Here is a 21462-nt window from a genome sequence, read left to right as displayed (position 1 = left end):
GCGCGCGCCCGGGCACGGGTAGAATGGGCCGCGGACCGTTCCGCCCGCCCCGCGAGGCCCTGATGCTCGCCGCGTTCCGCCGCCTGCCGATCCGCCACAAGCTGATGGCGATGATGCTGCTCACCAGCGGCAGCGTGCTCGCGCTCGCGATGCTGGCGATGGTGATCAACGAGGCCTTCACGCTGAAGCGCTCGACGCGCGACCAGCTCTCCACGCTCGCCGCGGTGATCGCCTCGGGCAGCGGCCAGGCCCTGGCGCTCGACGATCCGCTGGCGGCGTTCGAGGCGCTGCGTGCGCTCGAGCACAAGGGCAACATCATTTCCGCGCAGCTGCGCACCGAGGACGGCCGCGTGTTCGCCGAGTACCGCCGCCCGGGCGAGCCGCCGCCGCCGGCGTTCGAGCTGCTGCCCGGCGCCACGAGGCGGGTGCTGGAAACCGACGGCCACCTGTACGTCGTCGAGCAGGTGCGGGTGGAGTGGAACACCGTCGGTACGCTGCAGATCGGTGCCGACGACGCCGAGCTGCGCGCGAGCCTGGGACGCTACTCGGTGATCCTGCTGGTGATGATGCTGACGACGCTGAGCATCGCCGTGTTCATCGCCTCGCGCCTGCAGCGGGTGATCTCCGAGCCGATCCTGCAGTTGCGCGCCGCGGCCCGGCGCGTGGCCGGCCAGGGCGACTACAGCGTGCGCGTGCCGGCCAGCACCGACGACGAACTCGGCACCCTGGTCGAGGACTTCAACGACATGCTCGACCAGATCCAGAGCCGCGACGCCGAGCTCGCGCGCTACAACGCCCGCCTCGCCGAGGAGGTCGACAGCCGCACGCGCGAACTGTCGCGGGTCAACACCGAGCTGTTCGCCCGCGTCGACGACCTGCGTGCCGAGAAGGAGCGCGCCGAGGCCGCGAGCCACGCCAAGTCGCGCTTCCTCGCCAACGTCAGCCACGAGATCCGCACGCCGATGAACGGCATCCTCGGCATGGCCGAGCTGCTCGGGCAGACCACGCTCGACCAGCGCCAGGCGCACCTGCTCGACATGATCAGCCGCTCCGGGCGCAGCCTGCTCGCGATCATCAACGACATCCTCGACCTCTCGCGCATCGAGGCCGGCAAGCTCACGCTGGAGGAGGAGGACTTCGACCTGCGCGAGCGCATCGAGCACACCGTGGAGCTGTTCGCCGAGGCGGTGCGCCAGCGCGGCCTGGAGCTGGTGCTGAGCGTCGCCCCGCACGTGCCGACCGCCGTCTGCGGCGACCCCGGGCGCCTCGCCCAGGTGCTCGGCAACCTGATCGGCAACGCGGTGAAGTTCACGCCGCAGGGCGAGATCGTGGTGCGGGTCGACGCGCTCGCCGGTGCCGGCGACAGCGTCACCCTCGGCTTCGAGGTCAGCGACACCGGCATCGGCATCGCCGAGGCCGACCAGGCACGCATCTTCGACGCCTTCACGCAGACCGACGACTCGATCACGCGCCGCCACGACGGCACCGGCCTCGGCCTGACCATCGCCCGCCAGCTCGCCGAACGCATGGGCGGACAGATGGGCCTCACCAGCCAGCCCGGGCGCGGCAGCACCTTCTGGTTCACGGTGCAGGTGCAGCGCGCCGACGCCCTGGTGCCGGTGCGCGACACCCCGCTCGCCGGGGTCCGCGTGCTGCTGGTCGGCATGCCCGCCAGCCAGCGCGAGGCGCTGCACAACATGCTCGCGCCCTGGGGCGTGATCGACCGCGCCGAACCCGGCGCTGCCCCGGCGCTCGCGGCGATCGCCGAGAGCCGCGCGCAGGGGCTGCCGTGGCAGGCGCTGATCGTCAACGACGTGCTGCCCGACCTCGGCGCGCTCGACTTCATCCACCACCCGGCGAGTGCCGGCCTGCCGAAGATCCTGCTGCTCGCCGCCCACACCGGGCCGCTGCCGGCGTCCGCGCTCGCCGGCTGCCGCGTGCTCGAACGCCCGGTGCGTGCGCGCCGGCTGCACCGCGCGCTGGTGCGCTGCCTCGAGCACGAGGCCGCCCCGGCCGACGTGCAGCAGGCGCAGACGGCGGCCGCGGCCCCCGCCACCGGCCTGCGGGTGCTGCTCGCCGAGGACAATCCGATCAACGAGGAGGTCGCGCGGTCGATGCTCGAAGGGCTCGGCTGCCAGGTGCGCTCGGTCGCCGACGGCCACGAGGCGGTGGCGGCCTACATCAGCGACCGCTTCGACGCGGTGTTCATGGACGGCCAGATGCCGGTGCTCGACGGCCTCGCCGCCACGCGCGCGATCCGCGACGTCGAGCGGCGCGAGGGACGTGCCCACACGCCGGTCATCGCGCTCACCGCGCACGCGGTCACCGGCGACCGCGAGCGCTACCTGGCGAGCGGCATGGACGACTACGTCAGCAAGCCGTTCAAGGCGAGCGAACTGGCCGCGGCGCTCGCCCGCTGCCGCGCCGGCCAGCGCACCGCGAAGGTGCGTGGCCTGGGCCAGCGGGCCTAGCCGACAAACGCGCGCCGGCGGTCTACGCTGAGGCACAGTGGCGCCACCCGGTGCCGCTCCCCGCCCCCCATCATCAAGGACGATCGCCATGTCACCCCTGCGCGTCTTCCCCCTGCTGCTCGTGCTGCAGACCACCGCGGTCGCCGAGGTCTACCAGTGGACCGATGCCGCCGGGCGCGTCCATTACGGTTCGACGCCCCCCGCCGACCGCCCGGCCCGGGTGGTGGAGGTGCCCGCCGCCCCGGCGCCCGCCCCGGATGCCGGGGCCACCCTCGAAGCCCAGACGCGCCAGCTGCTGCGCGACGCCGATGCCCGCGAGGCGCGCGACGAGCGCGAGCGGCGCGCCCGCGCCGCCGCCGCGGCGAAGGCACGCGAGCAGCGCCAGCGCCGCTGCGACGCCGCCCGCGCGCAACTGGAGGAGCACACCCGTGCCGTCGCCGAACGTCGCAGCCAGGGCTACACGCTGCGCGAGATCGCCCGTCTCGAAGCGCGGGCGGCGACGGCGCGCGAGCGGGTGCGCGAGCACTGCGACTGAACCGGAACGCGACGGCGGATGGCGTGGCCGGCGCCCGTTCCCTGCCGGCGCGAGGAGCGGGCATGTCGTTGTCAAATAGACATCTGCATTGACATCATCTGCCCAGGCAGTATATTTGTCGCCCACGTTGCAGCAACAGGGACCCCGGCCATGCCTGCGGCTACCGCGCACTCCGCTTCCCAACCGCTCTATCACAGCGACGACTTCCGCATCGAGGAAAGCGTCGGCTTCCTGATCGCCCAGGTGCGCGCCCGCCTGCTCGCCGCCATCGATGCCGAGGCGACCGCATTCGACATCACCGCCGCCCAATGGATGGTGCTGATGCACCTCGCGAACGGCTACGCCGAAACCGCGGGTGAACTCTGCCGCTGTTCGAACACCGACACCGGCTCGATGACGCGCATGCTCGATCGCCTCGCCGACAAGGGGCTGATCGCCCGCGAGCGCAGCGGCGACGACCGCCGCGTGGTCAAGCTGCGGCTGACCGCGGCCGGCCGTGCGCTGGCGCCCCAGTTGCCGGGGGTCGCCTGCCGCGCGCTCAACCAGCACCTGCGCGGCTTCTCGCGCGAGGAGCACGATCTCCTGAAAAGCCTGCTGCGGCGCATGCTCGCCAACGCCGAGTAGGCGCCCTCCCCTGCGGCCACGGCGTGCCCGTGGCCGTTACCGACGCCGGACCGCGCGGCGGCCGCCCGGCCGCAGCGATGCCCCTGCGCGCGTGCGGGCCGCGGCACCGGCCGGCTGCGACCACGCGCTGCCACCGCGAGGCCCCGCGGACCTGCAGGCGCATCGGGTGAAGGCGAACGCCGATGCACCGGCCGCCCCCGCCAGGCCCTATCATCGCAGCGGACGCTTTCCGTCACGCTCCATGGAGGATCTCACCCGATGCTCACCCGCCGCCGTCTGCTCATCGCCGGCGTCTCCGCCGGCACGCTCGCCGCGCTGGCGCCGGTGCTCGCACGTGCCGACAACGTCAAGCCGTCGCTGCCGCTGAAGATCGGCTTCGTCTACGTGAGCCCGATCGGCGAAGCCGGCTGGACCTATCAGCACGACCTCGGGCGCCGGGCGATCGAGGCGGCCTTCGGCGACAAGGTGCAGGTGCGTTACGCCGAGAACGTGCCCGAAGGCAACGACTCCGAGCGCGTGATCCGCGACTTCGCGGCCGACGGCGCCGGACTCGTGTTCACCACCACCTTCGGCTACATGAACCCGACGATCCGGATCGCGCGACAGTTCCCCAGGGTCGTGTTCGAACATGCCACCGGCTACAAGCAGGACAAGAACGTCGGCGTCTACGCCGGGCGCTACTACGAGGGGCGCTACCTCGCCGGCATCGTCGCCGGCCGCATGAGCAAGTCCGGCAACATCGGCTACGTCGCGGCCTTCCCGATCCCCGAGGTGGTGATGGGCATCAACGCCTTCACCCGCGGCCTGCGCAGCGTCAATCGCGACGCACAGGTCAGGGTGGTGTGGATCAACGCCTGGTTCGATCCCGCCAAGGAGCGCGATGCCGCCGACGCGCTGCTGGCGCAGGGGGCCGACCTCGTCACCCACCACACCGATTCCACGGCCGTGGTGCAGGCCGCCGAAGCCAGGGGCAGGTACGCGATCGGCTACCACTCCGACATGTCGCGCTTCGCCCCGCACGCCCACCTGACCGCGGTCACCCACCACTGGGAGAGCTTCTACACCCGCACCACCGCCGCGGTGCTCGAGGGCCGCTGGGTCTCGGAGAACGTCTGGGGCGGGATCAAGGACGGCATGGTCGCGCTCGCCCCGCTCAGCGCGGCGGTGCCGGCCGACGTGGCCGCCCAGGTCGGCGAGCAGCAGCAGGCGATCATCGACGGCACCCTGCAGCCCTTCCAGGGGCCGCTGTTCGACCAGGCCGGCCGGCAGGTGATCGGCGCCGGCAGCACGCTGACCGACGAGGAACTGCTGAAGATGAACTACTTCGTCGAGGGCGTCGTCGGCCGGCTGCCGAAATAGCGCCGCGGCGGCGCTAGACTGCTGCGACGGTGGCCGGCAATCCCGCGCGGCCACGGCAGCGCGTCTGACGGGAGGGGCGCATGGCCAAGTTGACCGACAGCATCAAGCAGTTCAGCACCGGTGATCTGGTGATCTGCTACTACCCGCCGAAGAAGGGCGCGACGCTGCACCTGACGCTTTACTTCACCGCCAAGGACAACCCGCGCGGCAAGGCGAGCGCCGGCTTCATCCACGCCGGCAACGATGGCGTCGAGTTCACCCCGGAGGCGGGGTATGCGGAGTACGGCAAGGTCTCGGGCTTCCTGCACGTAGCGCCGGTCAACGAGGTGCTGCGCCAGGAGGCGGCGCGGATCGCGGCCATCTGGGGGGTCGAGGCCAGCGCCACCCCCTACGGCAGCTACCCCGGCACCAAGGACCTCGGCAAGGACGCCGCCCCGCTGGCCAACCGCTTCCAGGGCATGCGCGCGACCGCCGACCTCGGCGAGATCCCGTTCGACTTCACCGCCCTGGCGCGCCTGCTGAAGTGGGTGCAGCGGGCACACACCAGGGCACCCCTCAGCAAGCTGCGCGGCATCACCTGCGCCGCGTTCGCCGCGGCCTGCTACCAGACCGCCGCCATGTACCTGTACCTGCGCGACCTCGGTGCGCTCGAACGGGTCGCGGGCGCGCTGAAGGAGATCGACGCCCTGCTCGGCTCGAAGGCGGATCTGCGCAAGGGCCTCAAGGTGCTGATCCCGGCGGACAAATCGAAGACCGGCAAGCCGGTGTACCAGGGCCAGGCGCTGCGCCAGCACTCCAACCGCCCGCTGCAGAAGGACGCCGCCACGACGATGAACAAGTCCAGCGACGAACTCGACCTGGATACGCTCTACGAGTACGGCAAGAAGGCGCTCACCGACCTCGACCGGCAGTGGCTGTACGTGCAGATCGAACTGCTCGGCATCTCACCCTACAGCGCCAGGTCGCTCGAAGCGATCATCCCCGACGACGTGCGCTTCGACGTCAAGTACATCAACAGTCCGCTGCTGACCGACCGGCTGGAACGCTCGAACGCGTGGCGGCGCACGCCCTTCGACAAGTACTGAGCCGCGCCGAAGGCGCCGGGCGCCGCGGCGGCGGCCACGCCCGGCGGAGGCGGTCCCTATACTCGTGCACACCTTCCAGACCGCACGAGGCAGGCCGCGAGCATGGCGCATTCCACCCACGACATCCGCAACATCGCCCTGGTCGGCCACGCCGCCAGCGGCAAGACCACCCTGACCGAGGCGCTGCTGCTCGCCGCCGGGCGCATCCCCTCCGCCGGCACGGTGGAAAAGGGCAGCACCGTCACCGACTTCGACACGCTCGAAAAGGCCCACGGCCACTCGCTCGATGCCGCCCTGGTCAACTTCGACTGGGACGGCTGCCATGTGAACCTGATCGACACCCCCGGCTTCCCCGACGTTCTCGGCCAGGCGGTGGCGGTGCTGCCGGCCGTGGAAACCGCCGCGGTGGTGGTCAACGCGCAGGCGGGCATCGAGTCGGTGACGGTGCGCATGATGGAACGCGCCGCCGAGCGCGGGCTGTGCCGGCTGCTGGTGGTCAACCGCATCGACGCCGAAGGCGTGGACCTGCCCGGCCTGCTCGCTGCGCTGCAGGACACCTTCGGCCGCGAATGCCTGCCGATCAACCTGCCGGCGCGCGCTGCCACCGCGGTGGTGGACTGCTTCTTCAACCCCGCGGGCGACAGCGACTTCTCCAGCGTCGCCGACGCCCACACCGCGCTGATCGACCAGGTGGTCGAGGTCGACGAGGCGCTGATGGCGCTCTACCTCGAACAGGGCGAGGAGCTCGCCCCGGAGCAGCTGCATGCGCCGTTCGAGCAGGCGCTGCGCGAGGGCCACCTGATCCCGGTGTGCTTCGTCTCGGCACGCAGCGGCGCCGGCGTGCGCGAGTTGCTCGACGTCTTCGCCCGGCTCGCCCCCAGCCCCAGCGAGGGCAACCCGCCCGCGTTCCTGATCGGCGAGGGTGACGCGGCGCAGCCGTACGCGGTCGCCCCCGACCCGGCGCAACACGTGGTCGCGCACGTCTTCAAGGTGCTGATCGACCCCTTCGTCGGCAAGCTCGCGCTGATGCGGGTGCACCAGGGCACGCTGACGCCGGCGAGCCAGCTGTTCATCGGCGACGCGCGCAAACCGTTCAAGGTCGGGCACCTGTTCGCGCTGTTCGGCCGGGAGCACCCCGAGATCACCGGCGCGGTCCCGGGCGATATCTGCGCGGTGGCCAAGGTCGACGACATCCACCGCGACGCGGTGCTGCACGACTCGCACGACGAGGACTACCTGCACCTCGCGCCCTCGCACTTCCCGGTGCCGCTGGCGGGCCTCGCGATCGCCGCGCGCACCCGCAACGACGAGCAGCGCCTGGCCGACACACTGCACAAGCTGCTGGAGGAGGACCCCTGCCTCGCGCTCGAGCACAACCCGGCCACGCGTGAAACCGTGCTGCGCGGGCTCTCCGAGCTGCACCTGCGGGTGACGCTCGAGAAGATGAAGGAACGCTACCGGCTGGAGGTCGACACCCGCCCGCCGCGCATCGCCTACCGCGAGACCATCTCCAGCAGCGCCGAAGGCCACCACCGGCACAAGAAGCAGACCGGCGGCGCCGGCCAGTTCGGCGAGGTCTACCTGCGCATCGAGCCGCTGGCGCGCGGCGAGGGCTTCGCGTTCGTCGACGCCGTGGTCGGTGGCGTGATCCCCGGGCAGTTCATCCCGGCGGTGGAAAAAGGCGTGCGCGAGGCGCTGGCCACCGGCGCGATCGCCGGCTACCCGCTGCAGGACCTGCGCGTGACCGTGTACGACGGCAAGCACCACCCGGTCGACTCCAAGGAGGTCGCCTTCGCCACCGCCGGACGCGAAGCCTTCCTCGCCGCGGTACGCGCCGCCGGCCCCAAGGTGCTCGAACCCATCGTCAACCTCGACGTGCAGATCCCGCAGGAGGCGGTCGGTACCATCACCGGCGATCTCTCCGGCCGGCGCGGGCGGATCCTCGGCACGCGCATGCTGGCGCGCGGACGCGTCGCCGTCAGCGCCCAGGCGCCGCTCGGCGAACTCGACGACTACCCGTCGATGCTCAAGGCGATGACCTCCGGCAGCGGTTCCTACACGCTGGAGTTCGCCCACTACGAGGTGGTGCCGCCGAACCTGCAGAAGGCGCTGTGCGCGCAGTACAAGCCGACGGCCGGCGAGGACGCCTGAAGCGCCCGCGCCGGCGGCCCGGTACGGACGGCACGACGGCAGCCCGCACGACGCCGCGCCGCCCGCCGCGGCTTGCGAGGCGCGGGCTCAGCCGCGCCGCAGCGTGTGCACCACGACCTCGGGCGGGCAGTTGTAACGCACCGGCACCACCGACGCGCCGGCACCGGTCGAGGTGTAGCCCTGCAGGTCGCGGTAACGCCACGCACCGCGGCAGTAGGCGCGCGGGCAGTCGGCATTGGTCATCAGGGCCAGCCCGCCGGGCAGGCACACCTGCCCGCCGTGGGTGTGGCCGGCGAGCAGCAGGTCGAAGCCGCAGTGCGCAGCCTGCCAGTAGGTCTCGGGCGAATGCGACAGCAGGATGGCGACCTCCTCCACCGGCACGTCGCGCGCCGCGCGGTGGAAGTTGTCGGCGCAGAAGTAATGCGGATCGTCGATGCCGGCCAGGTGGATGCGCGCGCCGTCCCGCTCCAGCCGCACGCTCTCGTTCAGCAGCAGGCGGATGTCGAGATCCTCGATCGCCGGCACCATGCGGATGCTGTCGTGGTTGCCGAGGACCGCGTAGACCGGCCCCGGCAGGTGCGGGCGCAGCGCCGCCAGGCGCGCGAGCGCCAGTTGCCAGTCGCCGTGCGTGCGGTAACGGAAATCGCCGGTGATCAGCGTGTACTCGGCGCGCGGCGCGGCCAGCACGGCCTGCACCAGCGCGTGGCTGTAGGCGATCGGCGCATCCAGGTGCAGATCGGTCAAATGCAGCAGGCGCAGACCGTCGAAGACCGCCGGCAGCGCCGCCAGCCGCACCGTATTGGCGGTGACGCGGATCGCCGCGGCGTTGCGCTCGCCACGCGCGTAGAGGCCGAGCGCGCGCAGGCCAAACCGGATCAGCGCGTGGATCGAGTACCAGTTCTCCAGGTGGAAGAAGGTTCGGCCGTAGCCGAACACGGCCTTGCCGTGGGCGGACTCCATGCCGAGCCGCTGGCGCAGGTGGATGGGATCGAGACGGCTGCGCAAGCGCTCCAGCGTGGCATCGGCGGGCACGTCGGCACCCTCGGCTGCGCCACCCGCGAACCCCGTGGGCTCGGCATCGAGCAGACTCACGTCATCGGGCATGGTGGTTCACCTCGTAACGGCACGGGCCGCGAACCCGCGGGCTGCGCGGCCGTCAAGCCCGCAATCGGGGGCGTTTCGATGATGCTCCCTTCCTTTTTGGTCATTGTAAGCCCGTGCGGACCCGCCGGGGGTGGGATGCAGCGCGCAATCAACCATGGCATATCTTGTGCTTGAGTCCCCTTAGAACCGGTAACCGGTGCGTTCGGGGCTGTTCCCCGGGGCATCGGAAGCCGCAACCCCCGAGATCCCAGCCACTGCTGTCGGCGCTACCCGACACCAACAAAGCAAGAGCCGGGCCGATCAATACGGAGATTGCATGATGCTGAAACGAACACTCGCCACACTGGCCCTCGCCGGTGCCATCGCGCTTCCGGCCCACGCGGGCAGCACGCTGGATGCCGCCATCGGCGGCGGCCTCGGCGGCGCCGTCGGTGCCGCCATCGGCAACGAGGTCGGAGGGCGCAACGGCGCCATCCTCGGCGGTGCCGTCGGCGGCGGCGTCGGCGCGGCGATCACCACTCCCCGGCGTGAGCCCCGCCGCGAGGTCCGTTACGTCTACGAACACGACCACGGCCGGCCCAAGCACTACAGGAAGCGCTACTACCGCTACGACTGAACCCGGCGCCCCCTTCCCCCACGGGAACGGGGCGACGCCAGCCCCACCCTGCCCGCCGGGGGAGGTACCACCCTCCTCTGCGGGCAGGGTTTTGTCCGGCCTCCACTGTCGCCTGTTGGCAACACAACAACCCCATGATTACCTTGGAAAATCGCGCCGACCCAACAGGACCGTCGCCCAGCGGCGACAGTTTTGCTGTTCCGGTGACGCCCACCGCAGTGCCCGGCGAAAAGGCGCAACTACCTGATTACAAGGCCATGCTTGATCTCGATGAGTGATGGGGACAGGTTGGCCCGGCAACTGGCACGGAACCTGAATCACCCTGGACAGGGACTGTTGCAGCCGCGGGCGAAAGGCGCTCGGCGCACGGTCAGGTCAGATGGAGGTGCACTGATGATCACGAAACGAATCGGCTGGCTGCTCGCCGCGCTGCTCATGCTGCCCGCCGCCGCCCGTGCGGGCGACACGGCCGACGCCATGATCGGCGGCGGCTTCGGTGGCGCCGTCGGTGCGGCGCTCGGCAACGAGGTCGGTGGTCGCGACGGCGCCATCCTCGGCGGCGCGGTGGGCGCGATGGCCGGTGTGGCGATCGCCACCGACGACGGACCGCGTGTGCGCCGCGTCGAGTACGGGCGCCCCTATTACTACAGCGAACGCCGCTACTACGGGCCGCCGCCGGTGTACTACGCGCCGCGGCCCTACTACCGCGTGGTGACGCCGCCGCCGCCGCCCGTCTATTACGCGCCGCGGACGGTGTACGTCGAACGCTACGTCGAGCGTTACCCGCCGGGCTGGCGCCACAAGCACCGGCGCGGCTGGGACGACTGAGTCCCGCCTCTGTCGACGGCGCCGACCGCCCCTCCCGGGCGGTCGGCCACCCCCGCGCCCGCCTGCCGCGCCTTCCCGTCGAAGGCTGCGGCAGGCGGGCGCGGCCTTGTCATGCCTTGCGGTAGATCTCCGCGCCGCTACGCACGAACTCCTCGGCCTTCTCCTCCATGCCGCGGGCCAGCGCGGCCTCGGCTTCCACGCCCTGCTGGGCGGCGTAATCGCGCACGTCCTGGGTGATCTTCATCGAGCAGAAGTGCGGCCCGCACATCGAGCAGAAGTGGGCGACCTTGGCCGATTCCTTGGGCAGGGTCTCGTCGTGGAATTCGCGGGCGCGCTCCGGATCGAGTCCGAGGTTGAACTGGTCCTCCCAGCGGAACTCGAAGCGCGCCTTGCTGAGCGCGTTGTCGCGCAGTTGCGCGCCCGGATGGCCCTTGGCGAGATCGGCCGCGTGCGCGGCGATCTTGTAGGCGATGATGCCTTCGCGCACGTCCTGCTTGTTGGGCAGGCCGAGGTGCTCCTTGGGCGTCACGTAGCACAGCATCGCGGTGCCGTACCAGCCGATCTGCGCCGCGCCGATGGCGCTGGTGATGTGGTCGTAGCCGGGCGCGATGTCGGTGGTCAGCGGGCCCAGCGTGTAGAACGGCGCCTCGAAGCAGTCGGCGAGCTCCTTGTCCATATTCTCCTTGATGAGCTGCATCGGCACGTGGCCCGGGCCTTCGATCATCACCTGCACGTCATGCGCCCAGGCCTTCTGCGTCAGCTCGCCGAGCGTTTCCAGCTCGCCGAACTGCGCCGCGTCGTTGGCATCCGCGAGACTGCCGGGACGCAGGCCGTCGCCGAGCGAGAAGCTCACGTCGTAGGCCTTCATGATCTCGCAGATCTCGTCGAAGCGCGTGTACAGGAAGTTCTCCCGGTGATGCGCGAGGCACCACTTGGCCATGATCGAGCCGCCGCGCGAGACGATGCCGGTGACGCGGTCGGCGGTCAGCGGCACGTAGCGCAGCAGCACGCCGGCGTGGATCGTGAAGTAGTCCACCCCCTGCTCGGCCTGCTCGATCAGCGTGTCGCGGAAGATCTCCCAGGTCAGGTCCTCGGCCTTGCCGTTGACCTTTTCGAGCGCCTGGTAGATCGGCACGGTGCCGATCGGCACCGGCGCGTTGCGGATGATCCACTCGCGCGTCTCGTGGATGTTCTTGCCGGTCGACAGGTCCATGATCGTGTCGGCGCCCCAGCGGATGCCCCAGACCATCTTCTCGACCTCCTCGGCGATGCTCGAGGTGACCGCCGAGTTGCCGAGGTTGCCGTTGATCTTCACCAGGAAGTTGCGGCCGATGATCATCGGCTCCAGCTCCGGGTGATTGATGTTGGCGGGGATGATCGCGCGCCCGCGGGCGACCTCGTCGCGCACGAACTCGGGCGTGATCTGCTCGGGGATCGCCGCGCCGAACGAGTGGCCGCGGTGCTGGCGCAGCACCCGGGCGTAGCGCGGGTCCTCGCGCAGCTGCTGCAGGCGCAGGCTCTCGCGGATGGCGATGAACTCCATCTCGGGGGTGACGATGCCGCGCCGGGCGTAGTGCATCTGGCTGACGTTGGCGCCCGGCCTGGCCCGCCGCGGCGCACGGATGTGCTCGAAGCGCAGGCTGGCGAGACGCGGATCGGCGGCGCGCGCGCGGCCGTAGTCGGAGCTCGGGCCGTCGAGCTGGACGCTGTCGCCGCGCTCGGCGATCCACGCCGCGCGCAGGGGCGGCAGGCCCGCCAGCAGGTCGATGCGCGCGGCGGGGTCGGTGTACGGCCCCGAGCAGTCGTAGACCGGGATCGGCGGATTCGCCTCGGCCCCGAAACCGGCCGGCGTGGCGTGCTGGGCGATCTCGCGCATCGGCACCCGCAGATCGGCGCGCGAGCCCTGCACGAACACCTTGGTCGAATTCGGATACGGGCGGGTGATGTCCTCGCCCAGCTGCGCGGTCGCGCGGATGAAATCCAGGGGGATGGCGCTCATGTCGTTCGTCCTCGGCGGCTTATCGTATGCGGACGAAACAGGGGCGCAGATCGACGCGCCGAAGCTTCCCTACGCCGGTACTAACCGGTTCAGGTTCAAAGGGTTTATCTCAGCGCCCGGTTCCGGGCGCACCCCCGCTTCGATCCGCCGGCGAAGCTACCACAGGGCTCCCCACCCCGCCAGTTCCGTTACGCCGACGATCACCGCAATGCCGCCACGGCGCAACGAAAACGCCCTGCCCGGCGCATGCCGGGCAGGGCGTCAGGGGGCGACGACGCCCGCGGCCTCAGCCGCGGCGGCGGAACAGCGGTCGCGGATCGTCGGCGGCGGCCTGGTAGGTGACCGAGAACTCGTCGAAGGCGGCGAGCGCATCCTGCAGGCTCTTGCCGGGGCGCACCGCGAAGGCATCGAAGCCGCTGCGCTCCATGAAGAAGAGCTGGTCGCGCAGCACGTCGCCGACCGCACGGATCTCGCCATGGAAACCGTAACGCTCGCGCAGCAGGCGCGCCACCGAGAAGCCGCGGCCGTCCTTGAACACCGGGAACTCGACCGCGATCAGTGCGAGCCGGGGCAGGTCACCGGCGAGGGCGTCGAGCCTGACGTCGGGCGGCACGCGCACGCCGAGTGCTTCGCCGCGGGCGAGCAGCGCCTCGCGTTCGGCGAGGAAGCGCGCGAGCGACACGATCACCGGCCCCGTCCCCACCGTTTCATCGTCGGCCACGCTGCGCCATTCGTCGGCGACGATCTGGCGGTGCTTGATGATCTCAGACATGGGCAGCGGCCTCCTTGCCGGCACGGCCCTTGGCCGGCACACCGTAGACGCGCGCCTTGAACGGCGCCATGCCGATGCGACGGTAGGTGTCGAGGAAGGGCTCGTCCGGCTCGCGCTGCTCCAGGTAGACCTCGAGCACGCGGGCGATGGTGTCGGCCACGTCCTCGTGGCGCACCGACGGCCCGATCACGTCGCCGAGCGACGCCACGTTGCCCGAGCTGCCGCCGAGAGTGATCTGGTACCACTGCTCCCCGCTCTTGTCGACGCCGAGGATGCCGATGGCGCCGACGTGCTGGTGCGCGCACGAATTCATGCAGCCGGAGATGTTGAGGCGCAGGTCGCCGAGGTCGTAGAGGTAGTCGAGCTCGTCGAAGCGCGCGTGCAGGCTCTTGGCGACCGAGATCGACTCGGCGTTCGCCAGGCTGCAGTAGTCGAGCCCCGGGCAGGCGATGATGTCGGCGAGCGTGCCGATCGTCGGCGTGGCGAGGTCGAGCGCCGCGAGCGCCTGCCACAGCGGGTAGACGTCGGCCTGGCGCACGTCGGTGAGCAGCAGGTTCTGCGTGAAGGTGCTGTGCACCTTGCCCCCGGCGTAGCGGTCGGCGAGGTCGGCGAGCGCCTCCATCTGCCCGGCACTGATGTCGCCCGGCGGCCGGCCGAACGGCTTCAGCGACACGAACACGTTGCGGTAACCGGCGACGCGGTGGCCGGCCACGTTGCGCCGCACCCAGGTCGCGAACGCCGCATCGGCGGCGAGGTGGGCATCGAAGCTGGCGTCGGCGGCGGCATCCGCGGCGTAGGCGGGCGCAGCGAAGAAGGCGCGGATGCGCTCGATCTCGGCGGGCTCGAGCTGCAGCGCCGAATCGCGGATCTGCGCCCACTCGACCTCGACGCGGCGTCCGAACTCGGCCGCGCCCAGCGCCTTGACGAGGATCTTGATGCGCGACTTGTAGAGGTTGTCGCGCCGCCCCTCCTGGTTGTACACGCGCAGGATGGCTTCGAGGTACGACAGCAGGTGCTGCTTCGGCAGGAACTCGCGGATCGTCTGACCGATCATCGGGGTGCGCCCGAGCCCGCCGCCGACCAGCACGCGGAAGCCCACCTCACCATCGGCGCCGCGCACCAGGTACAGGCCGATGTCGTGCACCTGCACCGCGGCGCGATCCTGCTTCGAGGCGCTGACGGCGATCTTGAACTTGCGCGGCAGGAACGAGAACTCCGGGTGCAGCGTCGACCACTGGCGGATGATCTCGCACCACGGCCGCGGGTCCTCGAGTTCGTCGTCGGCCACGCCGGCCAGCGGGTCGCTGGTGACGTTGCGGATGCAGTTGCCGCTGGTCTGGATCGCGTGCATCTGCACGCTCGCCAGGTCGGCGAGGATGTCGGGCACCCGCTCCAGCTCCGGCCAGTTGAACTGGATGTTCTGGCGCGTCGTGAAATGGCCGTAGCCGCGGTCATAGGTGCGGGCGATGTGCGCCAGCATGCGCAGCTGGCGCGAGGCGAGCACGCCGTAGGGGACCGCGATGCGCAGCATGTAGGCGTGGGTCTGCAGGTACAGCCCGTTCATCAGCCGCAGCGGACGGAACTCGTCGTCGCTGAGTTCGCCGGCGAGGTAGCGGCGGACCTGCCCGCGAAACTGGGCGACGCGCTGATCGACGAGGGTCTGGTCGTAGTGATCGTACTGGTACATGTGCTCCGTCCACCTCTCGTACCGCCCCTGATGAGGGCACGGCGGGTGTGCCTGGTCTGAGAACCCGGCACGCTAACACCGCGCGTTATTCCATTGAAGTATCTTTTATCCATACCCAAATTCCAATGACCGCACCTGCGCGGCAGCGACGCGCGCGCCGCGTCGCGCTTGCCCGTCGGGGCGGCGCTGCTATGCTCGATCGCGCCGGCCCGGCGGCACGCCCGCCGGGCCGGCGCGATCGAGTCCCCGTTCGAGATCCCGCATGCACCCCCACCTGCGCGAGGAACTGGCCCGGCTGGGCCTGCCGGCGCGTCCGTCGACGCTCTCCGGTGCCACGCTCGATCGCCTGCTGGCGGCGTTCGAGGCGCGCTGCGCCGCGCACGACGAGGAACGCCGCAGCCTCGAAGCCTCGCTCGGGGTGCTCTACGCCGAACTCGCGCGTCTCGGCGACGGCCTGCGCCAGGCCAGCGAACCCCGCCTGGCGGCCGAACGCCGGCTGCTGCTGACGGTGCTGAACGCGATCGCCGACGGCCTGTTCGTGCTCGGCGCCGACGGCCACGTGCGCCTCGCCAACCCCGCCGCCGAACGCCTGCTCGGCTGGAGCGCCGCCGAACTCGCGGGCACGCCGCTGTTCGCGCGGCTGCTGCCGGCGGAGGCCACGGTGCCCGACCTCGCCGCCCTGCTCGCCGGCGGCGGCTGCGTGCAGGACGACGAGGCGCTGCTGCTCACGCGCGAAGGCGAACACCTCCCCGTCGCCTACATGCTCATCCCCTTCGTCGACGAGACCGGCACCCCCGGCGCCGTCTGGGTGTTCCGCGACGTCTCGGCGCAGCGCGCGCTGACCGCGGCGCTCAGCCACCGCGCCAGCCACGACCCGCTCACCGGCCTGATCAACCGTACCGAGTTCGAGGCGCGGCTCGGCCGCCTGCTCGGCGACCGCCGCGGCGGGCAGCGCCCGCACGCCCTGTTCTACCTCGACCTCGACCGCTTCAAGCCGGTCAACGACGGCGCCGGCCATGTCGCCGGCGATGCCCTGCTGCGCCAGCTCGCGCTGCTGTTCGGCCGCCAGCTGCGCACCAGCGATACGCTGGCGCGGCTCGGCGGCGACGAGTTCGGCGTGCTGCTCGAAGGCTGCCCGCTGCCGCAGGCGCTGCGCATCGCCGAGAAGCTCGTCGCCGCGGTCACGGCGTTCCGCTTCCACTGGGGCACGCAGGTGTTCGAACTGGGGGTCAGCGTCGGCGTGGTCGCGCTCGACGGCTCCTGCAGCGAGGTCACGCACGCGCTCGCCCGCGCCGACGCCGCCTGCTATGCGGCGAAGGACGCCGGGCGCGGGCGCGTGCACGTGTTCGTGCCCGGCGACGAGTCGCGCGACGACGGCTACGCCGGCTGGCTCGAGCGCGTGCAGCACGCGCTCGCCGAGGGGCGCCTGCAGCTGCTGGTGCAGGCCATCGTCCCGCTCGCCGCCCCCGCCGCGACGCCGCTGCACGAGGTGCTGCTGCGCATCGAGGAACACGGCGCCCTGCTGCCGCCCGGCGCCTTCCTGCCGGCGGCGGGGCGCGGCGGCCTCGGCGCCGAACTCGACCGCGCCGTGCTGCGGCGCACGCTCGCCCGGCTCCGCGGCCCGGGGCCGGCACCCGCCGGGCGCTACGCGCTCAACCTCGGCGCGGCGACCCTGTGCGACCCCGGCTTCGCCGCCTTCGTCGGCGCCGAGCTCGCCGCCGCCGGGGTCGACGGCACCCGGCTGTGCTTCGAGCTCCCCGCGGCGGATGCGCTCAACCACTGGGACCGCGCCTGCGCGCTGGCCGATGCGCTGCACGCGCTGGGCTGCGCGGTCGCGCTCGACGACGTCGGCGGAGGGCTGCCGTCACCGGTCCAGCTCGCCGCGCTCAGGCTCGACTTCCTGAAGATCGACGGGCCGCTGGTCCGCGGCCTGGTCGGCGATCCGCTCGACGCGGCGATGGTGGGGGCGATCCTGCAGCTGGCGGACGCGCTCGGCGTGGCCACGGTGGCCGAACAGGTGGAAACGGCGGAGCTGCTCGCCCGCGTGCGGGCGCGCGGCTTCACGCTGGCCCAGGGGCACGTGCTGGAAGTGCCGCGCGCCTGGGCGTGATGCCGCCTCAGGGCACCAGGGTGCGGCTCAGCTGCGCGAGGTCGACGCTGTCGAGCAGGCGCTCGGTGACGGTCTCGTCCTTGACGTTGGTGGCGCTGGCCCGCAGCAGCAGGCGCGGGCCGACGATCACCGAGAGTTCGGTCTCGTCGCCGAGGCTCTTCATCAGGCCCTTGTGGTCGCCGAGCCGGTACGGCCGCGCGGCGGGCTCGCCGGCGAGCAGCTTCGGGTCGGACAGCATCAACCCGAGACCGGCGAGCAGCGGCGAGTCCACGCTCACCTCGAGCGCGATCTCCTCCTCCTCGCGGAAGTAGCGCCGGCTCAGCTGCAGCGCACCGCTCGCCGCCGCCGGCACCAGCGCGCGCACCTCGGTGTCGTCGGCGTCCCAGCCGCTCGGCGGCGGCGGCAGCAGCCCGCGGTACTCGTCGGCGACCCGCGCCTGCACCGCCTGCAGCGCGGTGCCGAGTTCCTGCAGGGTGCGCGTGTACTGGCCGGCGCGGTAGGCATCGAGGCCGCGCTGCAGGCGCGTTTCGACCTCGTCGGCCGCCGCCGCATGCGCCGTGATCAGCGCCGGGAGCAGCGCGATCCACCTCCCCTGCCACCGCTTCATCGTCAGCCCCTGCCATCCGCCTCGCCACTGGTCGATCCATGGTTCCACATTCGCCGAAGCGGTAAAAGCGCAGCCGCGTATTCCGCTGGCGCGGGCGAGGCCGTATCGTAGGCGCCCTTCGCGGCCCCCTGCCCGGGGACGCGACGGAGACTCTGCCAGCCGACGGCGCCGTGGCGCGCCGACGCACAACGACGACGCTGCCGAAACCGCGCAGCACCACCCAGGGAGTCCCCCCATGGCCGACAACAAGCCGCCCTTCGGTCTGCCCAACGTCAACCTGCCCAACGTCAGCCTGCCCGACAGCCAGCGTCTCGCCGAGAACCTGTCCAAGATCGCCGAGCGCAGCCAGTCCCTGGTGCAGGACTTCGTCGAGAGCCAGGCCAGCGGCGGGAACTTCCAGGTCCCCGACCCGGGCATCGTCGCCAAGACCTTCGCCGAGATGACGCAGCGCCTGATGGCCGACCCCGGCAAGCTGGTGCAGGCGCAGATGAGTTTCTGGCAGGAGTACATGAACGTCTGGCAGGCGAGCGCGCGCCGCATGATGGGCGAGCAGGTGGATCCGGTGGTGAAGCCGGCCGCCGACGACAAGCGCTTCAAGGACGAGGCCTGGGTCGAGAACGCCGTGTTCGACTTCATCAAGCAGAGCTACCTGCTCGCCGCCCGCACGATCCACCAGACCGCCACCAGCGTCGACGGCGTTGACGAGAAGACCGCGGGGCGCATCGAGTTCTACACCCGCCAGTTCGTCGACGCGATGGCGCCGACCAACTTCGCGCTGACCAATCCCCGCGTGCTCAAGGAAACCCTCGAGTCCGGCGGCGAGAACCTGGTGCGCGGCCTCGGCAACATGCTCGACGACCTCAAGCGCGGCAAGGGCCAGCTGCGCGTGAAGATGACCGACCTCGAAGCCTTCGAGCTCGGCAAGAACGTCGCCACGACCCCCGGCAAGGTCGTGTTCCAGACGCCGCTGATGCAGCTGCTGCAGTACACGCCGACCACCGAGGAGGTGCACAAGCGCCCGCTGCTGATCGTGCCGCCGTGGATCAACAAGTTCTACATCCTCGACCTCGGCCCCAAGAACAGCTTCGTCAAGTGGGCGGTGGACCAGGGCTTCACGGTGTTCCTGATCTCGTGGGTCAACCCCGACGCGGCGCTGGCCGAGAAGGACTTCGAGGACTACCTGACCGACGGCACCCTGGCGGCGCTGGACGCGATCCGCGACGTCACCGGCGAGAAGGAAGTCAACGCCATCGCCTACTGCCTCGGCGGCACGCTGCTGATGTCCACGCTGGCCTACCTCGCGGCCAAGCGCGACAACCGCATCAAGAGCGCGACCTGCTTCACCACGATGCTCGACTTCGGCGAGCCCGGCGAGCTCGAGGTGTTCATCGACGAGGAGCAGATCCAGCTGATCGAGAAGCACATGGCCGAGAAGGGCTATCTCGAAGGCACGTCGATGTCGAACGTGTTCAACATGCTGCGCGCGAACGACCTGATCTGGTCCTTCGTGATCAACAACTACCTGCTCGGCAAGGATCCGATGGCGTTCGACCTGCTGTACTGGAACAGCGACTCGACGCGCATGCCGGCGAAGATGCACAGCTTCTACCTGCGCAACATGTACCAGCACAACAAGCTGCGCGAGCCCGGCGGCATCACCCTCGCCGGGGTGCCGATCGACCTGCGCAAGGTCAAGACCCCGGTGTTCTTCCTGTCGGCCAAGGAAGACCACATCGCCCCGTGGAAGTCCACCTACCGCGGCACCCAGCTGGTCGGCGGGCCGGTCAAGTTCGTGCTCGGCGGCTCCGGGCACATCGCCGGCGTGATCAACCCGGCCACCTCGAAGAAGTACGGCTTCCAGACCAACGACAGCTACCCCGCGAGTGCCGACGAATGGCTCGCCGGCGCGCAGCAGAACGAGGGCTCCTGGTGGCCCTACTGGCGCGAGTGGGTCCGCGAGCTCGCCGGCGAGATGGTGCCGGCGCGCCAGCCCGGCAGCGACAAGTGCCCGCCGCTCGAGGACGCCCCGGGGTCGTTCGTGAAGATCCGCATCTAGCCCACGCCCGGGAGCGGTGCCGCGCAGCGCGGCACCGCTCCCGCCGGCGGCGCACGGGCCGGCCGCGGCTGCAGACCTCGCACCGGTGACGGGCGCGCCCCCCGATCGGCGGGCCGCCGGCCCCACGGAGATCGTCCCATGAACGAACGCCGCACCTTCAGCCGTGTGCCCTTCGTCGCCGATGCGATGCTCGTCTTCGCCGGCGGGCAGCTGCCCGCCGAGCTGCTCGACCTCTCGCTCGCCGGCGCCCTGGTCGCCTGTGCCGACGCCGCCGCGCCGGGGCGGGGCGAGGCGGTCACCCTGGTGCTCGCCCTCGGCGACAACGCGCTGGTGCTGGAAATGGGAGCGCGTGTCGCCCATCGCGAGGGTGATCACTTCGGGCTCGCCTTCGAGCGCGTGGAACTCGAAACGATGGTGCACCTGCGCCGTCTGCTCGAACTCAACCTCGGCGACGCCGAGCGCATCAAGCGCGAGGTGTTCGAACTGATCCGGCCGGCGACGGACTAGCTCCGGCGGTGCGGATCGCAGCGGCCGGTGCCCGGCCCCAGCGTGGCGGCAGCGCCGCGGCGAGGGGCGCGGCGCCGGCAATGGAACGACAGCTTCGGGAGGTCTTTCGGGATGATGTCCAGTAAGGCAAGCAAGGGTGCCATCGTCGCGGCGGTGGTCGTCAGCATGGCGCTCGCCGGTTGCGCCGGGCCGGGCGCACCGGGGTCGGTCGGCAGCACGGTGGCGGGCGGGGCGCGCGGCTGTGGCTTCCAGCAGACGGTGCAGACCAACAACACCGCCACCGGCGCGCTGATCGGCGGCCTCGCCGGGGCGGCGATCGGTGCTGCGACCGGGCAGTCCCACGGCAAGCGCGCGCTGATCGGCGCGGCCGGCGGCGCGCTGGTCGGCGGTGCGATCGGCGCCTACATGGACCAGCAGGAGCAGGCGCTGCGCGGCCAGCTGGCGGGTTCGGGCATCCAGATGGCGCGCTCGGGCGACGTGATCATCCTGACGCTGCCGGAAGGCATCACCTTCCAGACCGGCAAGTCGAACCTGTCGACCGGCGCGCAGCGCTCGCTCGACCGCGTCGCGCCGACGCTGGTGCGCTTCGAGAAGACCACGGTCGGCGTCTGCGGCCACACCGACAGCACCGGCTCGCGCGCCACCAACGTGCAGCTGTCGCAGGACCGCGCCTTCGCGGTCGCCAACTACCTGACCTCGCGCGGCGTGCCGCCGCAGCGCATCAGCACCCGCGGCTTCGCCGACGACATGCCGGTCGCGGGCAACGACACCACCGCCGGCCGCGCGCAGAACCGCCGCGTCGAGATCGTGCTGCAGCCGATCTCGCAGGGCTGATCCCCTTGTATCTTCGAGATGACGATAGTGGAGTGTTCACTGTGCGCATGGACGCGGGGAGGGCCTTCCCTCGTCCATGCGCCTGCGTGTGGCGGCCGGTGCCCCAAACCCGATACC

18 protein-coding genes and 1 riboswitch are annotated in these 21462 nt (G+C 71.1%); of the genes, 13 read left to right on the top strand and 5 right to left on the bottom strand.

The features are described from left to right. Positions 1 to 62: 62 nt before the first annotated feature. The 6 genes from EV699_RS18035 (at position 63) to fusA (ending at position 8225) form a co-directional block, all read left to right on the top strand. Positions 63 to 2471 (top strand): ATP-binding protein, encoded by a 2409-nt coding sequence (locus tag EV699_RS18035; RefSeq protein ID WP_165904202.1) that lies wholly within the window; start codon positions 63 to 65, stop codon positions 2469 to 2471. Between the two features lie 88 nt (positions 2472 to 2559). Next, positions 2560 to 3006: a DUF4124 domain-containing protein gene (locus EV699_RS18030; protein ID WP_132545420.1), complete on the top strand. Its 447-nt coding sequence runs from the start codon at positions 2560 to 2562 to the stop codon at positions 3004 to 3006. 150 nt (positions 3007 to 3156) lie between these two features. Next, the gene (locus EV699_RS18025) at positions 3157 to 3630 is read left to right on the top strand and encodes a MarR family winged helix-turn-helix transcriptional regulator (RefSeq protein ID WP_132545418.1); all 474 of its coding nucleotides are present in this window, start codon (positions 3157 to 3159) and stop codon (positions 3628 to 3630) included. 258 nt (positions 3631 to 3888) lie between these two features. Further along, positions 3889 to 4989, top strand: coding sequence for a BMP family ABC transporter substrate-binding protein (locus tag EV699_RS18020; RefSeq protein ID WP_132545416.1), 1101 nt, complete (start codon positions 3889 to 3891; stop codon positions 4987 to 4989). 80 nt (positions 4990 to 5069) lie between these two features. Then, a complete protein-coding gene (locus EV699_RS18015; RefSeq protein ID WP_132545414.1) occupies positions 5070 to 6074 on the top strand; it encodes a hypothetical protein in 1005 nt (334 codons plus the stop codon). 102 nt (positions 6075 to 6176) lie between these two features. Next, entirely contained in the window at positions 6177 to 8225 is a 2049-nt protein-coding gene (gene fusA / locus EV699_RS18010; protein WP_132545412.1) for an elongation factor G, read from the top strand. Positions 8226 to 8312: 87 nt separating this feature from the next. Here the strand turns inward: fusA and EV699_RS18005 are convergent, their stop codons facing one another. Further along, positions 8313 to 9329 carry a metallophosphoesterase gene (locus EV699_RS18005; RefSeq protein ID WP_132545410.1) on the bottom strand — a complete coding sequence of 339 codons (1017 nt, stop codon included), beginning with the start codon at positions 9327 to 9329 and terminating at the stop codon, positions 8313 to 8315. Between the two features lie 316 nt (positions 9330 to 9645). Between EV699_RS18005 and EV699_RS18000 the strand changes: the two genes are divergently transcribed. The 3 genes from EV699_RS18000 to EV699_RS17995 all read left to right on the top strand — a co-directional run bounded on the left by EV699_RS18000 (position 9646) and on the right by EV699_RS17995 (position 10773). Continuing rightward, positions 9646 to 9945 carry a hypothetical protein gene (locus tag EV699_RS18000; protein ID WP_132545408.1) on the top strand — a complete coding sequence of 100 codons (300 nt, stop codon included), beginning with the start codon at positions 9646 to 9648 and terminating at the stop codon, positions 9943 to 9945. A 134-nt stretch (positions 9946 to 10079) separates the two neighbouring features. Beyond that, on the top strand, positions 10080 to 10223 hold the full coding sequence (locus EV699_RS20030; RefSeq protein WP_165904201.1) for a hypothetical protein: 144 nt from the start codon (positions 10080 to 10082) through the stop codon (positions 10221 to 10223). Positions 10224 to 10338: 115 nt separating this feature from the next. Then, positions 10339 to 10773 carry a hypothetical protein gene (locus tag EV699_RS17995; RefSeq protein WP_132545406.1) on the top strand — a complete coding sequence of 145 codons (435 nt, stop codon included), beginning with the start codon at positions 10339 to 10341 and terminating at the stop codon, positions 10771 to 10773. Between the two features lie 109 nt (positions 10774 to 10882). Here EV699_RS17995 and thiC read toward each other — a convergent pair whose 3' ends face one another. The 3 genes from thiC to EV699_RS17980 all read right to left on the bottom strand — a co-directional run bounded on the left by thiC (position 10883) and on the right by EV699_RS17980 (position 15231). Next, the gene (gene thiC, locus EV699_RS17990) at positions 10883 to 12772 is read right to left on the bottom strand and encodes a phosphomethylpyrimidine synthase ThiC (RefSeq protein WP_132545404.1); all 1890 of its coding nucleotides are present in this window, start codon (positions 12770 to 12772) and stop codon (positions 10883 to 10885) included. A 48-nt stretch (positions 12773 to 12820) separates the two neighbouring features. Then, a riboswitch (TPP riboswitch) is annotated at positions 12821 to 12918 on the bottom strand. A gap of 140 nt (positions 12919 to 13058) precedes the next feature. After that, the gene (locus EV699_RS17985; RefSeq protein ID WP_132545402.1) at positions 13059 to 13544 is read right to left on the bottom strand and encodes a DUF934 domain-containing protein; all 486 of its coding nucleotides are present in this window, start codon (positions 13542 to 13544) and stop codon (positions 13059 to 13061) included. Next, positions 13537 to 15231, bottom strand: a complete 1695-nt coding sequence (locus EV699_RS17980; RefSeq protein WP_132545400.1) for a nitrite/sulfite reductase — start codon at positions 15229 to 15231, stop codon at positions 13537 to 13539. The genes EV699_RS17985 and EV699_RS17980 overlap by 8 nt, the downstream gene beginning before the upstream one ends. A 262-nt stretch (positions 15232 to 15493) precedes the next feature. Here EV699_RS17980 and EV699_RS17975 point away from each other — a divergent pair, with 262 nt between their 5' ends. Further along, complete coding sequence (locus EV699_RS17975) at positions 15494 to 17341, top strand: EAL domain-containing protein (RefSeq protein WP_132545398.1); 1848 nt, start codon at positions 15494 to 15496, stop codon at positions 17339 to 17341. A gap of 7 nt (positions 17342 to 17348) precedes the next feature. On the opposite strand, the gene EV699_RS17970 is transcribed toward EV699_RS17975, so the two are convergent. Continuing rightward, complete coding sequence (locus EV699_RS17970; RefSeq protein WP_132545396.1) at positions 17349 to 17948, bottom strand: hypothetical protein; 600 nt, start codon at positions 17946 to 17948, stop codon at positions 17349 to 17351. 235 nt (positions 17949 to 18183) lie between these two features. Between EV699_RS17970 and EV699_RS17965 the strand changes: the two genes are divergently transcribed. The 3 genes from EV699_RS17965 to EV699_RS17955 all read left to right on the top strand — a co-directional run bounded on the left by EV699_RS17965 (position 18184) and on the right by EV699_RS17955 (position 21345). Continuing rightward, positions 18184 to 20004, top strand: coding sequence for a PHA/PHB synthase family protein (locus EV699_RS17965; protein ID WP_132545394.1), 1821 nt, complete (start codon positions 18184 to 18186; stop codon positions 20002 to 20004). A 138-nt stretch (positions 20005 to 20142) separates the two neighbouring features. Further along, a complete protein-coding gene (locus tag EV699_RS17960) occupies positions 20143 to 20511 on the top strand; it encodes a PilZ domain-containing protein (RefSeq protein WP_132545392.1) in 369 nt (122 codons plus the stop codon). 111 nt (positions 20512 to 20622) lie between these two features. Further along, positions 20623 to 21345, top strand: a complete 723-nt coding sequence (locus EV699_RS17955; RefSeq protein ID WP_165904200.1) for a YiaD family glycine zipper/OmpA-like lipoprotein — start codon at positions 20623 to 20625, stop codon at positions 21343 to 21345. Positions 21346 to 21462 lie beyond the last annotated feature (117 nt).

Source organism: Plasticicumulans lactativorans (assembly GCF_004341245.1).
Lineage (GTDB): Bacteria > Pseudomonadota > Gammaproteobacteria > Competibacterales > Competibacteraceae > Plasticicumulans_A > Plasticicumulans_A lactativorans.
This window is presented reverse-complemented; position numbering and strand designations above follow the sequence as displayed.

Coding starts and splice junctions, on each gene's coding strand:
- EV699_RS18035 (WP_165904202.1), top strand. CDS start 63: ATGCTCGCCGCGTTCCGCCGCCTGCCGATCCGCCACAAGCTGATGGCG.
- EV699_RS18030 (WP_132545420.1), top strand. CDS start 2,560: ATGTCACCCCTGCGCGTCTTCCCCCTGCTGCTCGTGCTGCAGACCACC.
- EV699_RS18025 (WP_132545418.1), top strand. CDS start 3,157: ATGCCTGCGGCTACCGCGCACTCCGCTTCCCAACCGCTCTATCACAGC.
- EV699_RS18020 (WP_132545416.1), top strand. CDS start 3,889: ATGCTCACCCGCCGCCGTCTGCTCATCGCCGGCGTCTCCGCCGGCACG.
- EV699_RS18015 (WP_132545414.1), top strand. CDS start 5,070: ATGGCCAAGTTGACCGACAGCATCAAGCAGTTCAGCACCGGTGATCTG.
- fusA (WP_132545412.1), top strand. CDS start 6,177: ATGGCGCATTCCACCCACGACATCCGCAACATCGCCCTGGTCGGCCAC.
- EV699_RS18005 (WP_132545410.1), bottom strand. CDS start 9,329: ATGCCCGATGACGTGAGTCTGCTCGATGCCGAGCCCACGGGGTTCGCG.
- EV699_RS18000 (WP_132545408.1), top strand. CDS start 9,646: ATGATGCTGAAACGAACACTCGCCACACTGGCCCTCGCCGGTGCCATC.
- EV699_RS20030 (WP_165904201.1), top strand. CDS start 10,080: ATGATTACCTTGGAAAATCGCGCCGACCCAACAGGACCGTCGCCCAGC.
- EV699_RS17995 (WP_132545406.1), top strand. CDS start 10,339: ATGATCACGAAACGAATCGGCTGGCTGCTCGCCGCGCTGCTCATGCTG.
- thiC (WP_132545404.1), bottom strand. CDS start 12,772: ATGAGCGCCATCCCCCTGGATTTCATCCGCGCGACCGCGCAGCTGGGC.
- EV699_RS17985 (WP_132545402.1), bottom strand. CDS start 13,544: ATGTCTGAGATCATCAAGCACCGCCAGATCGTCGCCGACGAATGGCGC.
- EV699_RS17980 (WP_132545400.1), bottom strand. CDS start 15,231: ATGTACCAGTACGATCACTACGACCAGACCCTCGTCGATCAGCGCGTC.
- EV699_RS17975 (WP_132545398.1), top strand. CDS start 15,494: ATGCACCCCCACCTGCGCGAGGAACTGGCCCGGCTGGGCCTGCCGGCG.
- EV699_RS17970 (WP_132545396.1), bottom strand. CDS start 17,948: ATGAAGCGGTGGCAGGGGAGGTGGATCGCGCTGCTCCCGGCGCTGATC.
- EV699_RS17965 (WP_132545394.1), top strand. CDS start 18,184: ATGGCCGACAACAAGCCGCCCTTCGGTCTGCCCAACGTCAACCTGCCC.
- EV699_RS17960 (WP_132545392.1), top strand. CDS start 20,143: ATGAACGAACGCCGCACCTTCAGCCGTGTGCCCTTCGTCGCCGATGCG.
- EV699_RS17955 (WP_165904200.1), top strand. CDS start 20,623: ATGATGTCCAGTAAGGCAAGCAAGGGTGCCATCGTCGCGGCGGTGGTC.